Annotated in this window: 13 protein-coding genes; 8 read left to right on the forward strand and 5 right to left on the reverse strand. The window is 39.7% G+C overall.

Going from position 1 to position 13,895, the window contains the following annotated elements:
* Positions 1-76 precede the first annotated feature (76 nt).
* Complete coding sequence (locus FD725_RS03215) at positions 77-2,218, reverse strand: NHLP bacteriocin export ABC transporter permease/ATPase subunit (protein WP_179046790.1); 2,142 nt, start codon at positions 2,216-2,218, stop codon at positions 77-79.
* 201 nt (positions 2,219-2,419) lie between these two features.
* Here FD725_RS03215 and FD725_RS03220 point away from each other — a divergent pair, with 201 nt between their 5' ends.
* The 6 genes from FD725_RS03220 (at position 2,420) to FD725_RS03245 (ending at position 5,440) form a co-directional block, all read left to right on the forward strand.
* On the forward strand, positions 2,420-2,566 hold the full coding sequence (locus FD725_RS03220; protein ID WP_179046791.1) for a hypothetical protein: 147 nt from the start codon (positions 2,420-2,422) through the stop codon (positions 2,564-2,566).
* Between the two features lie 390 nt (positions 2,567-2,956).
* Positions 2,957-3,097 (forward strand): hypothetical protein, encoded by a 141-nt coding sequence (locus FD725_RS03225; protein WP_179046792.1) that lies wholly within the window; start codon positions 2,957-2,959, stop codon positions 3,095-3,097.
* A 304-nt stretch (positions 3,098-3,401) separates the two neighbouring features.
* Positions 3,402-3,542, forward strand: a complete 141-nt coding sequence (locus FD725_RS03230) for a hypothetical protein (protein ID WP_179046793.1) — start codon at positions 3,402-3,404, stop codon at positions 3,540-3,542.
* Positions 3,543-3,764: 222 nt separating this feature from the next.
* Positions 3,765-3,965, forward strand: coding sequence for a hypothetical protein (locus FD725_RS03235; protein WP_179046794.1), 201 nt, complete (start codon positions 3,765-3,767; stop codon positions 3,963-3,965).
* A gap of 95 nt (positions 3,966-4,060) precedes the next feature.
* Positions 4,061-4,261, forward strand: a complete 201-nt coding sequence (locus FD725_RS03240; RefSeq protein WP_179046795.1) for a hypothetical protein — start codon at positions 4,061-4,063, stop codon at positions 4,259-4,261.
* A gap of 174 nt (positions 4,262-4,435) precedes the next feature.
* Positions 4,436-5,440 carry a tetratricopeptide repeat protein gene (locus FD725_RS03245; protein ID WP_179046796.1) on the forward strand — a complete coding sequence of 335 codons (1,005 nt, stop codon included), beginning with the start codon at positions 4,436-4,438 and terminating at the stop codon, positions 5,438-5,440.
* A gap of 70 nt (positions 5,441-5,510) precedes the next feature.
* On the opposite strand, the gene FD725_RS03250 is transcribed toward FD725_RS03245, so the two are convergent.
* The 4 genes from FD725_RS03250 to FD725_RS03265 form a co-directional block, all read right to left on the reverse strand.
* The gene (locus FD725_RS03250; RefSeq protein WP_179051399.1) at positions 5,511-7,649 is read right to left on the reverse strand and encodes an NHLP family bacteriocin export ABC transporter peptidase/permease/ATPase subunit; all 2,139 of its coding nucleotides are present in this window, start codon (positions 7,647-7,649) and stop codon (positions 5,511-5,513) included.
* Positions 7,650-7,704: 55 nt separating this feature from the next.
* Positions 7,705-9,153, reverse strand: coding sequence for an NHLP bacteriocin system secretion protein (locus FD725_RS03255; protein WP_179046797.1), 1,449 nt, complete (start codon positions 9,151-9,153; stop codon positions 7,705-7,707).
* 54 nt (positions 9,154-9,207) lie between these two features.
* The gene (locus FD725_RS03260) at positions 9,208-11,112 is read right to left on the reverse strand and encodes a response regulator (RefSeq protein WP_179046798.1); all 1,905 of its coding nucleotides are present in this window, start codon (positions 11,110-11,112) and stop codon (positions 9,208-9,210) included.
* A 182-nt stretch (positions 11,113-11,294) separates the two neighbouring features.
* A complete protein-coding gene (locus tag FD725_RS03265) occupies positions 11,295-11,642 on the reverse strand; it encodes a PAS domain S-box protein (RefSeq protein ID WP_179046799.1) in 348 nt (115 codons plus the stop codon).
* Between the two features lie 220 nt (positions 11,643-11,862).
* Between FD725_RS03265 and FD725_RS03270 the strand changes: the two genes are divergently transcribed.
* Positions 11,863-12,966, forward strand: a complete 1,104-nt coding sequence (locus FD725_RS03270; protein ID WP_179046800.1) for a response regulator — start codon at positions 11,863-11,865, stop codon at positions 12,964-12,966.
* 136 nt (positions 12,967-13,102) lie between these two features.
* A complete protein-coding gene (locus tag FD725_RS03275; RefSeq protein WP_179046801.1) occupies positions 13,103-13,798 on the forward strand; it encodes a response regulator transcription factor in 696 nt (231 codons plus the stop codon).
* The last annotated feature ends 97 nt before the right edge of the window (positions 13,799-13,895 follow it).

Consider the following 13,895-nt stretch of genomic DNA (forward strand, 5'->3'; position numbering starts at 1 on the left):
TCCAATAGACATCTCCAAAAATTAATTCTGCGTTGCCCGAAATCCTTGTAGAGACGTTGCAATGCAACGTCTCTACTTACGTCATTTGTCGCGCCATCAAATCAGCAAATAACCCTTCCACCTCTGCCAACTCTGCAAAACTCCCCTGTTGTACTATCTTCCCAGCTTGCAACACATAAATTCTATCTGCATGACGAATGGTACTCAAGCGATGGGCAATCACCACACGAGTTACCCCTAATTGCTCTAAACTGTGAGTAACAATCTCCTGAGTCCGGTTATCCAAGGCAGATGTCGCTTCATCAAACAATAAAATCTGCGGTTGATGTACTAAAGCACGGGCGATAAACATCCTTTGTCGCTGTCCCCCTGAAAGATTGCTGCCCCCTTCCGAAATAATAGTATGTATCCCCATCGGCATAGCTTGAATATCATCCGCTAATCCTGCCATCTGCAAGGCTGTCCAGGCTTCATCTTGGGTAACAATTGCGCCTCCAGCAATATTTTCCCAAACTGAACCACTCATAATTCTCCCATTTTGCAGCACTACGCCTAACTGTCGCCGCACTGCGACAATATTCAACCCTGATAAATCTCTACTGTCATAAGAGATGATTCCCGCTTCTGGAGTTTCAAATCCCAACAGCAATCTGACAATGGTGGATTTGCCACTTCCCGATGGGCCGACAATAGCGATAAACTCCCCAGCTTGGGCTTCTAAGGTAATATTATCTAAAACTAAAGTGCTATCTGGACGATAGCGAAAGCAAACTTGGTCTAATTTTATTTGACCTGAAAGCTTTCCGGGATAGAATTTTTGGGCATCAACTTCTGGCTTTGTCTGCAAAATGGGTTGGGCGCGTTCCCACAAAATAGTGATATCTAAGATATCAATTAAAATGTTGCTTAATCGGGTGGCACTGCTGATAAATGTAGCAAAGGCGGTATTAAATGCCAGAAATGTGCCAGTAGATAATCCTGTTTCCCCTTCAGACTGTCCTATTAAAGATATGCTCAAGCCAAATAGTAGTATTGAACTGACAACGGGCAGCAGAAAATTAAAAGTAGTGAGTATATCTTCTATTAACTGAGTACTCAAAATTAGTTTTACCTGCTGAGTGTATTTTTTAGCCCAGCAAGCGAACGCTGCTGATTCAGCAGCTGCAACTCGTAATTTTGATATTCCACCAATTAACTGCACCGTCAGTCCCAAAATTTCTCCCGAAAGTTGTTGCAGGGGACGCATTTTTTCCCGGATAATCATGCCCAATACGGTAGTAATCATCACCGCTACTAACGCTACTGCGATCGCCACTAATGCTAGAGGTAAACTATAAATTAACAATAGTCCCAGATTCAGCAGGGAGAATAAACTAGTGAACAGGGTTCGCAAAATGCTACCACTAAGTCGATTACGAATCTGGGAAATTGCTGAGACACGATTGTGTAAATCTCCTGTGGAATACTGGCTGGAAAAGGCGGGTTTGAGTTTCAGCAGTCGATCCCAAACGGCAGCTTGAGTATCAACACTAACTTGGGTTTGCAATCTCAGGATGACAAAACTTTGAGCCAATTGGAATATCATCACCCCAAAGCTACTCGCCAATAACCCCAAACCCATCTGAGTTAATAGTTTGTGGTTTGCGTCGGGTATGGCATAGTCGATGAGAATACCTATGATCTGCGGCGTAAACATTCCTAATAAAGTAGCAATTACGCCCACCCAGATGATTTTCAACAAGTCTGCAATACTACCTCGAAGTGAAAATTGCAGAATATCCAAGACTGTAATTTCTTTATCTGGTAAAGGGCGATAAAAGGTATAGGCAATGGGGGCAATTTCAGCAGCAGTGTAGCGGTTGACAGGAGTGCGCGTTAATTTTACTGGGTCTAGTATTTCATACTTTGTAGCTTTGACAGGTAGGAGAGCGACAGGAAGATTTTCTTCTTTAGTAAAAGCAAGGAGGGAACTGCAATCTGTTTTCCACCAATTAGAGGTAAGGGTAACTCGACGGGTGCGGAAACCAGAAGCACGGGCAATTCCCTCTAGGGTTTCATGGAGTCCAATCAGATTTTCTGATTTAGCTGGGGGACGAATAGTTATACCCAACACTTTCCCTACTGCACCCACAGCAATGAGTAGAGGAGTTTCTCCTTGGGGAAGGTTGGCAGTGGGATTAAGGATTGATGCTAGTTCTTGTAGCGCTTTTTCTGTCATAGGACAGGCAATTTGATCATGTCCTGAATTTTACCAGATTGACGAGTTATGCTGCTCATGACAAATGTCATAGGTCAGTCATGACATTGATCCGATGCGCTTGGCTATAGCCTCAGATTAGATTAATACTATCAACTCAACCACAGCCCTGATGTCGGAATGATTCTTCCCATATCAGGCAAACAAAAGGAGATTCTATCAATGAAAAATCAACAACTGCAAACTAAGCAACAACCTAAAGTAAAACTATCATTAGATGAATTGAGCAATATATCTGCTGGTGCGCTTTCAGGAAGGGATCGTCCGGAAGATTTAAAGGTTAAAGAAATCCCTGAATGGAGGATTTAAGTTATTCTAAATCTCTATTTTGATAAGTAACAAAGGCAAACAGTATGTCTAAATAATTTTGCCTAATACTAATCATAAATATCTCCATAATGTCCGAGATCAATGCACTATAGCCCATTGTTAAATATGCTTATCATTGGGCTTTTAATCTATTTCAATGAGGATACAATCAAGTATTTGTAACTGAACATTTGAGAGTTTCCAGGCATAAAAAACATTATAGCGATCACTGGTAAATGAGGTACAGAAGAAATATTTTTCAACGGAGAGGGGCGTGGGATTTTGCAGAGATTTGTCCAATTTATTAGCGATTTACTAAGTACCTCAGCAGATTAAGAAAGGCTATAATACACGAATAAATAATCAGTAAACTTTGGAGGAATAACACCAATGATAAAGAGAAATTCCCATCCCAACCAACAACAGAAAATTTTGAATATCAGTCTTCCTAAACTCGATGAGGAACAGCTAATTCAAGTCTCTGGTGGGATGATTGAGATACGAGAAATAGTCATAAGAGTTAGTGTGTAACTGTGAAGAATGGTAAGTCTTAATTCTATTTGGATATCTTCAAGAATTAACAAAATGAAAAGCAAACAACAAAAAATACCACAGGTTCAGCTACTCGATTTGGAACAGCTACATAGTATAGTTGGTGGTCAGTTATATAAAGTTCCGGACGTAACTCTTAAAAGAGGGGTGGTTGGTTAAGTCTCACTCTTAGTTCACTTACTTTTACTTGATATAGCGTCATATCAACGCCTTTCAGGTTTTTGTTAAATCTTTTGAATATTACAAGAATTAAGAATAAGTAATCTTTGGAGAAGTAAAACCAATGAAACAGAATAAACCCAATCTAAAACAACAGGAAAAAATTAGAAATATCAACCTTCCTCAACTTGATGAAGCACAACTTACCCAAATCGCTGGTGCTGCTGATGTTGAATACAAATATGTGAGTATACGAAGGTATTAATGTCCTGTAAAGAAGCTCCCCCAGAAACGCGCAGGAAATAGAAACCTAACTTTTAGGGTTTCTATTTTTCTAGATGTATTCTTTTAACGATTTTACCCTGTTTCTGGGGTTTGCTATTTCAGATTTACCTAAATTAATTTCTGGAATTAGTTCCAATAAATCTGAAGTGATTTTTTAGGGCTTAACTCTATATTCCAATCAATAACTGTAGGAGAAAATACCATGTCTAACAACAATAAACCTGAACAGCCACAGAGAACTAAGTTAAATTCTTTGCTCATGAGTTTGCCAGATATTGTTGAACTAAGTGTTCAGGATCTCACAATCATGGTAGGTGGGAGGGATACCGTTGCTCCGACACGACCCACCGGCGGCGGCGGTTTTATAAACAACCACAACGAAATATTTTTGAGCGCAGAGTAGCCTGATTTTACTGCATCTTTAAGTTCCAAGAAATCTGAAGTGATTTTTTAGGGCTTAACTCTATATTCCAATCAATAGCTGTAGGAGAAAATACTATGTCTAACAACAATAAGCCTGAACAGCCACAGAGAACTAAGTTAAATTCTTTGCTCATGAGTTTGCCAGATATTGTTGAACTAAGTGTTCAGGATCTCACAATCATGGTAGGTGGGGGGGATACCGTTGCTCCGACACGACCCACCGGCGGCGGTGGTTATGTAAACAACCATAACGAAATATTTTTGAGCGCAGAGTAGACTGATTGTACTGCATCCTCAATATCTAGCACCCCCAAGTTGGGGATGCTAGATATTGAGGATAATTGAGCAGTAACTGCTCGTTTTTGAGTTGTGCTACTGCTCAATTATCTAGTCAGCTTACTTCAAGAAGACTTTCTAGCTGGCCTTTCTTTTCGTAAGAGTGAAAAGAACGTGGAACTACAACACAGTAAAAATTTAAGTAACAAATTAAATTTAGAACAACATTCTTTACTTGAAAAAGTAATCCAACTGAATAGTTTAGCTAATAGATTAGAGTCTCAAACTAAATATAACGAAGCTTTAACAAAAGCTCAAGCGGCTTTAGAATCTCTAGAAGTAGCCAAACAAAATCTTTCTCCGGTTTCAAGTCTGATTGATATAGAAATACAAGTTTTAGCTAATACAGGTAAAATTACTCGCATTTTGGGTAACTATTCTTCAGCAGAACAGTATTATCTCAAAGCTATAAATTTAGCCCAATCTCAAAGAATAGAGCAACACAGTATTTTGCTGTCAATGCTAAATGACTTAGCTGTTGTTTACAAATACTGGGGGAAATTTGATGCGGGTGAACAAATTTATCAAACTCTCTTAAATACTTTAATTAAGCAATACGGTGAACAAAGCCATTTTGTGGCGACAATCTATCATAATTATGCTGGTTTAGAACACTCACGTTTCAATTATGAAAAGGCTGAACCTTTAGCTCGTAAATCTTACGAAATTCGCCAGAATGTATGCGGTAAAGAACATCCTGACACTATCGCTGATGGGGCTGCACTGGGTTCTATTTTACATGGATTAGGTAAATGGGATGAAGCAGTTAAATTGTTTGAAAAAGCTATTACATTTTTTGATAACCCATCAAACTATCAACCTTATGAAGTTGCTGTTAATCTCAATAATCTAGCAGCTTCTCTTCAAGCAAAAGGAGAGTTCTTGCCAGCCGAAAAAGCCTATAGACGGGCATTAAGCATAAAAAAAACTGTCTTCGGAGATGAGCATCCTGATATTGCTGTTACCCTCAATAATCTAGCAATTTTACTTAAGGAACAAGAACAAAGACCAGAAGCTAAATCTATACTCAAGGAAGCTTTGAGAATTTTTGAAAAGACTGTAGGTTCTCAGCATCCTCAGACAATTTTATGCAAAAAAAATATTAGTTCCTTATCATAAGAAAATTATCTCTACAAGGGTGGGCATTGTGCTAATTTGGTTAATCTTGGCTTGTAGTACCTAACCGATATTACCCCTCAGAACGAATCAACGTCTCATAAACTCCCCCTTCCTGCCATAATTCCTCATGAGTTCCACGCTGCACTACCTTTCCCTGTTCTAAAACAATAATTTCATCACAATCTCGAATGGTACTCAAGCGGTGAGCAACCAAAATACAACTACAGTTGCGTTGACGCAGATTTTCTACAATAATTTGTTCTGTCTGGGCATCTAAAGCAGAAGTTGCTTCGTCCATCACCAAAATTGCCGGATTTTTCACTAAAGCGCGGGCAATTTCTAAACGTTGGCGCTGTCCTCCACTTAAATTAACACCCCCTTCCCGCAATTCCCCGTCATATCCCCCTGGAATTGTCATTACAGTTTCATGAATAGCTGCATCTCGACAAGCTTTGACTAATTGCTCATCTGAAACTGTATCATCCCATAAAGTCAAATTCTCTCGGACTGTACCCCCAAACAAAAAGATGTCTTGTTCCACTAGCGACAGGGAACTCGCTAAAACTTCTCGTGCAATCTCGCTTCTGGGAGTCCCATCTAAAAGAATTTCCCCCTCCCAAGGTTGATAAAGTCCACAGATTAGTTTAGCTAAGGTAGATTTCCCCGAACCACTCGCACCGACTAACGCTACTCTTTGTCCTGGTTGCAAAGATAAACTGAAATTCTCAATCAATGGCGGATCAACGTGGGAATAGCCAAAAGTGATGTTACGTAAATCAATACAACCTTTTAAATTGAGGATTTCTGCTTGTTTCCTTGTCTCTACTTCAGGATCTAGAGAATTACCTAACACATCATCTAAACGATTCAAATCCCCTGCTAATTCCTGGAGGGTAGTACCAAAGTCTACCAAAGTATTCACAGGCTGCTGAAAACTCAGCATCAAACTTTGAAATGCCACTAACATCCCTATGCTGAGGTTTCCATCCATCACTCGCCAACCCCCAACCACTAAAATTAACATGGAGGTTAAGGAAGTGAGTAATATTGGCAAAACCCCTAATATCTGGTTGGAAACTTCTAACTCTTGCTGGGCGCTAACTGCTTTGGCATAATATCCAGACCATCGGCTAAAAAAATCCGACTCCAAGGCTGATGCTTTCAAGGTTTCCATACTCTGAAGCGCAGCAATACTCACCCCATCGGCTTTTCCCCAATCTTGCACCAAGCGTATATTTGCATCCGCCCGATGTCGTGCTACCCACTGCAACGCTAATCCATTGATAGCGGCAAAACAGATGCCAATTAAGGTCAGTACCCCGTCATAGGCAAACATAACCAAGGCATAGAATAATACCATCACCCCATCGATTACCGTGGTTGCCAATTGCCCAGAAAGCACCTGAGCTACTTTATCATTTAGACTGGCACGATTGCTGACTTCTCCAGCATATCTTTGGGCATAAAATTTGACGGGTAATCTCAGAATATGCCACAAAAAGCGGGTGGACATTCCTACAGCTAGCTTAATCCTCAGTTTTCTTAAATATCGCAGTCGCAGCAGAGTCAGCAGTCCTTGAAATAAGCTGGTGAGAAACATTCCTAAAATCAGGGGACGCAACCATTCGGTGCGATTTTCTACTAGTATCTGATCTACAAATACCTGACTAAAGACGGGAATTGCTAAACCAGGTAATACTAGTAATAATCCTGCCAAAATAGAGTATAAAATTGCTCCTATTGAACCTTGTAAGCGATCGCTCAAGGAAAGAATCATACTAGGTTTACGTCCCCCTTTGCGGAAGTCTGCTCCCGGTTCCATCACTAGGACAACCCCAGTAAACTCCTGATCAAACTCTTCCCAATCAACCTTACGGGGGCCGGTAGCGGGGTCGTTGAGGAATACCCAATGTTTACTCAATCCTTCTACGACTAGGAAGTGATTGAAACTCCAAAAAACGATGTAGGGGGGAGATAATTCTTGCAGTTGTTCTAATTGTTCAATTTTGAAACCTGCTGCTTCCATTCCATAGCGTCTAGCTGCCAGAATGACATTAGAGGCTTTGCTCCCATCACGGGAAACCCCGCATTCAATCCGCAGTTCAGCTAAGGGGACAATGCGATCGTAGTAGGCAAGAATAATCGCTAGGGAAGCTGCACCGCATTCGACCGCTTCCATTTGTAAGACAGTAGGAGTTCTGACACGCATTCTTCTAAAATCCTTGAGCAATGCCGAATGTGAGTTCTCAGTGTTGAACACGGCTTCAATTAATTCCAGTCCACTCTTTTAAAATTGGTAGCAAAAAGGTAATTGGTGCTGTTTCTTCTACCGTTACTTTAGCTGTAACTGTTGTCCCTAATGTTAATTTAGTATTCGGGCCTTTAGAAGATGACCACTGATAACCACTAATAGTTAAAGGGTTAAGATTCAACTTAGCCATGACTTCTATTTTGCCCCCTTCTGAGCCAATTAATTTATTAACTACTTCGGAATTACCAACTACAGAAGTTGCTCCTTCTCGTGTAATGGGTAATGGAGAAATAGCGACAACTTCACCAATAATACTGCCAAATCTTTCCCGTTTGAGCGTATCTGGTGTGACTAAAATCTTCATTCCCTGTTGAATTTGCTTACCATCTTCAACTGCAAAATAAATCACACTAGATTCTAAACCCTCATTTTTTTGACCTGCTATTTGCATCGTTCCTAAGCGGGTTCCTGGTTCAACAACCTGCCCAGCATTAGCAGTAATTTCGACAATACAACCTGCTTGTGGACTTTTAATTTGACTACGATCAGCAACCCTTTGTTCTAATTGAGCAATTTCTCTTTGTACTTCTTGGAGTTCTTTTTCTCTGGTTTGCATATTTTCTAGATTATCTTGTTCTAGTCGTTTATTACTGGTTGCTAATTCTTCTAATTCAGCCTGGTATTTGGTAATAGCATTGAGATTATTGAGATATTGTTGCTGAGTTTCTACTTCTTTTAGTTGTAACTGTTGCAATTGTGCTTGAATATTAATAATAGATTGTAAGGCTTGACGGTATTCTTGTTCCGCTTGCAGTAAGGTATCTTCAGAAATAGCCCCACTTTGAATTAGCTGCTTTCGTTTTTGCAATCTTTTGGCAAAGACTGGTGCTATTTCCTGAGCATCATGCAATTGTTGTTGTAAGTTAATACGTTGTTGTTTAATGGCAACCAACCCTTGTTTTTGTAACAGAGGAGTTAGTGCTTGAGCATTTTGTAACTGTTGCTGTAAACTAGCTCTTTGAGAGGCGATCGCTGATTTTTCTAAACTAGTTTTCTGCTTGATGATTAAACCAGTTTCTAAATTTTGTTGTCGCAATTGAGTTAATTTTCCCTGTCGTTGTTGAAGTTGTTGTCGCTCTTGAGATGGATCAATGGTTGCCAATACTGTATCTTTTTTGACACATTGTCCATTGCGGACATTCAGAGATTGTAACTGACCAGAAATGGGAGATTGAAATTGCAGAATTCTGCGGGGATTAATCAGCACACCCCGACCTGTTACTGTTATGGGTATCCTTCCCCACACACTCCAGAGCAAACCCAAACTTACCAGAATTCCTAACATTAACAATGGTAGCCAATCATGTGGTTTGATGACCCGCACAACCCGATCTAGCTGTTCTGGCGCAGATAACCGTTCTAAAGATTTTTTGCGAAATAGGTCTTCTTTTTTATTCAACATGGTAGGAGTTAAAAATCAAGAAATTTTTATGACATATTTAACTTGGTGTTATGTTTATTGTTCTAAATGGTGATCCAAAATCTCAAATTCTTCGCCATTGTTACTCTGGTCTAGACAATCAGAAGATTGAGTTAATTTAATAATTTCTTCAAAGGAAAAATTATTGACTAGATTGGTCAAAGTGTTCGCCAAAGCAGCTTGTAACGGCGGAATTTGCTCAATCAGCTGTTCAATTTGTTTAGAGTTGACTCGAATTGCGGCTTGATACAATTTTTCTACCCACTCTCTAGGCATTTGAGCAATGGCATGACTTAATTCATTCGCAGAAAAAACCACTGTTCGCTTCTGTGTCAGTAATTTGGTTTCTGCGGTTGCATATATGTAACTCACACCCAGATATTCAGCGATCTTCTCAAAAATCACCTCGGCGCGAAATGGCTTGCGGACAAAATCATCGCAACCTGTAGATAAAGCAACAATCCGATCCTCTTCAAAAACACTCCCAGTTAAAGCAACGATAATGGGAGGTGAATCACTGCTGGTTTTAATGTGTTTGGTGGCTTCATACCCATCCATCACCGGCATTCGCATATCCATCCAAACTAAATCAGGATGCCAACTATGACATAAAGCGATCGCTTCTTGTCCATTAGTTGCTTCTCGGACATCAAAGCCAACTGGTTGTAGCAACTTCATCAAGATTTGGCGAATTTCTGGTTTATCCTCTGCAATTAAAATTCGATATTTTGGTTGTCCTGCTGCCAAAGCAATAAGTTGTTGGCTAGATTTTGGCGTTTGTACTTCATCATATCTCACCTCCTGGGTACGGATATTAAACTGAAAAATTGTCCCTACTCCGATCTTGCTGTTGGCTGTAATCTCTCCTCCCATCAGCCACACAAATTTCTGACTAATCGGTAATCCCAATCCAGTTCCCTCTTGCAAGTTTTTACCTGTTTGTGTTTGCACAAAAGGCTCAAATAAACTTTCTAGTTCTGTTAATTCAATCCCCAGTCCGGTATCTTCAACTTCAAATAACAGGTTTATTCCTGTGTCTATTTCCTCTATGTTTCGTCGAACTCGCAGAATTACACTACCTACTTGAGTAAACTTAATCCCATTGCCCAATAAGTTCAGCAAAACTTGGCGTAATTTACTTTCATCAGTACGAATATATTGCGGTAAGTCGGGAGCTAGTTCAAAAATTAACTCTAAACCTTTAGATTGGGCTTTTAACAGTAACATTTGTTGCAATGTATGCAACAGATGATGTAAGTCGAAGCAGGTGGGATTCAATGTGGTTTTACCAGCTTCAATCTTGGACATTTCTAGGACATCGTCGATTAAATTCAACAGATGTTCACCACTGCGAGCAATGGTTTCTAAATATTCTTGCTGTTGCTGATCAACAGAACCATATCTAGTTAGCAATTGGGTAAAACCTAAAATAATATTTAGAGGTGTTCGCAGTTCATGGCTCATATTTGCTAAAAACTGACTTTTGGCAACATTTGCCACATCTGCTGCTTCTTTAGCTTGCTGGAGTGCTGCTTCTGTTTGTTTCCGCGCTGTGATATCACGAATCGCTAAAACAGCACATTTTTCTCCAGCAATAAATTCGATACAGCTACCGGAAATTTCCAAAGTTACCGCTTGATGAGATGTTTGAAACTCATATTCAGTAGCTGTTAATTGACCTTGCAAGGCAATGACTACTGGATGTGTTTTTTCTGTAATTACTTGTCCTTGCTGTGTTAGTGGTAGTAGCTGAATTAGTGGCGTTCCCAGAATTGTAATATGCGGTCTATCAACTAAATTATCGAAGACTGTGTTGCACCATTGCACCTTAGTATCTTCATCTGTCCAGGCGATCGCATCATCAATAGCCCCCAGTGCTACCTCCATTTTCCCTAAAGTTGAACGCAGTCGGTTTAACTGAAGGGTAGGATCATTCTCCATAAATCTCACCGGATTGAGCATTAACAATTCAAAATTCAAAATTCAAAATACCCTACGGGAAGGCAAGCCTACAAAATTCAAAATTAAAGACAGTTGAGTTGGGGATTTAAACCCCAACTCAACTGATACTACGTGTAGACGTAGGGGTCTTAAACCCTTGATTTTACGATAATTATTATGTTTTATGAAGGAGAGATCGTCGCTGCAAAAAACCAATTCTCCCCCTGTTTTTCGGCTGTAATGAAATGCACACTTTCTACTTCAACACCATCTTTTGTCACAGTTTTTAACAAAAGAGGATGATTGAGAATTTTCGCTTTTTCAGTCATCACAAAGCGGGAAAAACTTAGTCGATGGGAATCATGGAGATTCTGGGGGATAATAACTTCTAATGGTAAGCCAAATAGTTCTTCATAACTCCAGCCATAAGCAGTTTTAAACGCTGCATTTATATATGTAATAAACCCTTGTTGATCGGTGATAATAACGGGTAGCTGAGTCTGTGACTTGATTTCATTGATAGTTTTCATTACAAAGATTATGCTATTTTGGGTGACATTGGTAAAAAATAATTAAAATTGTCTATCTTTATCAAGATACAATAAAAGTTAATTATCTTACTACATTTACTTAATGAACAGCCATAATCAATTAAGTTATGCCGAAAATGTTAGATTTTTTCTATGTATATTCTTTGTAATATTTGATATGACAAAGGCTAATTTTTAAATCTTTATTTAAACTCAATTTATGGATAGCAGTCACTCACACAAGGGAGATATCCTGATTGTTGATGACACCATTGATAACCTGCGCCTCTTGTCGAAAATGCTCGCGGAACAAGGGTATGAGTTGCGATGTGCCACGAACGGTGTCATAGCATTGATGGGTATTAAAGCTCAACCCCCGGATTTAATTTTATTAGATATCACTATGCCGGGCATGAATGGCTATGAAGTTTGCCAGCATTTAAAAGCAAATTCGCAAACCAAGGAAATCCCCGTGATTTTTATCAGTGCTTTAAATGAAGCCTTTGATAAGGTCAAGGCATTTGCAGTTGGAGGTGTAGATTATATTAGCAAGCCCTTTCAACTAGAGGAAGTGTTTGTCAGAATTGAAACCCAATTAACTAATCGCCGATTACAAGCACAACTTCAAGCGCAAAATTATCGCTTACAACAAGCTGAAGCAGAACTACTCAAAGCATTAGAGCAAGAACGGGAACTCAATCTGCGGATTCAGGAAATGGCGACAGTAGAAGAACGCCATCGGATAGCCCGTGATATTCATGACTCATTAGGTCATTCATTAGTAGCCTTAAATATTCAACTAGAAGCGGCTTTGGCGTTGTGGCAGGATAATTCAGACAAGGCTTACGCTTGTTTGCTAGAGGCAAAACAACTAGGGTCAGCAGCGTTGAAAGCCACACGTGAATCTGTAGGATTAATCAGGTCTGAGGCACTACAAGGTCAGCTATTAGAAAGTGCGATCGCTAATTTGACAGCAGAATTTCATCGACTCACTGGCATCTTACCAGAATGTAGCATTGACATATCACCCAACTTACCTCATACAATCAACACCACGATTTATCGAATTTTACAAGAAGGTCTGACTAATATTTGCAAGTATGCTCAGGCAACAGCAGTCACTATTCAAATTCAGAGTACTGATTCAAAGACAGTACTTGTACTTCAAGATAATGGTAAAGGCTTTCAAGTCAACGAAAACACTAAGGGATTTGGGCTGAGGGGAATGCAAGAACGGGTCGCTGCTTTAGGAAGTGACTTAAAAATTATCAGTGAGCTAAATACAGGCTGTAAGATTATTGCCACCTTCCCACAATCAAAGTAATTTACTGCTTGATTTTTTTGTCTAAATCTTTGGCAAAATTATAAAAATATATTTAAGTAATTTTACGATTGTTCTCGTAAATGATATTATCTAGGTCTACAAAAATAAATATTTATCCTCATTAATCATGTAATTTATGATTCGGGTGTTGCTTGTCGAAGACCAAGAAATTGTCCGTCGTGGCTTGAAGACCTTATTAGAGATTCAACCAGATTTACAAGTAGTAGGCGAAGCAGAAAACGGTCAACAAGCAATTTATTTGATGGAAAGCCTCTATGGAGGAAATACTGAACCCGATGTGACATTAATGGACATCCGTATGCCTGTCATGGATGGGGTTGTAACTACCCAGCAGCTATGTCAGATGTTTCCCGACACAAAAATTCTCATCCTGACAACATTCGACGATACGCAATACATTTCTGAAGCATTACGCTTTGGAGCTAAGGGCTACTTACTCAAAGATACACCAGCCCAAGAACTAGCAGCAGCAATTCGTTCTATTCACAAAGGCTATACTCACTTTAGTCCCGGAATTTTAGAAAAAATGCTGAGTGTTGTACCCATATCTGGGATAGAAACACCAAAAAATCCCCCACCTGAACTTGCAGAACTCACATCCAGAGAGCGAGGAGTTTTGTATTTGATTGCAACTGGCTTAAGTAATCGAGAAATTGCCCAGGAGCTTTACCTTTCTGAGGGGACTGTCAGAAATCATATTACCAATATTTTGGCGCGACTGAACTTACGCGATCGCACTCAAGCTGCTATTATTGCCAATTCGTTTCTAGATTTACTAAATAATCCTGAGTCTCGCAATGTAAACATTTAGCTTGAACAGCGAGATATTTGGGACACCGATTCGATTCCCTTTAACCATTGACCGAACTCAGGGTATGGAGTACTCATGCAAAAGAGACTGATACCAT

The organism is Nostoc sp. TCL26-01, from assembly GCF_013393945.1.
Lineage (GTDB): Bacteria > Cyanobacteriota > Cyanobacteriia > Cyanobacteriales > Nostocaceae > Trichormus.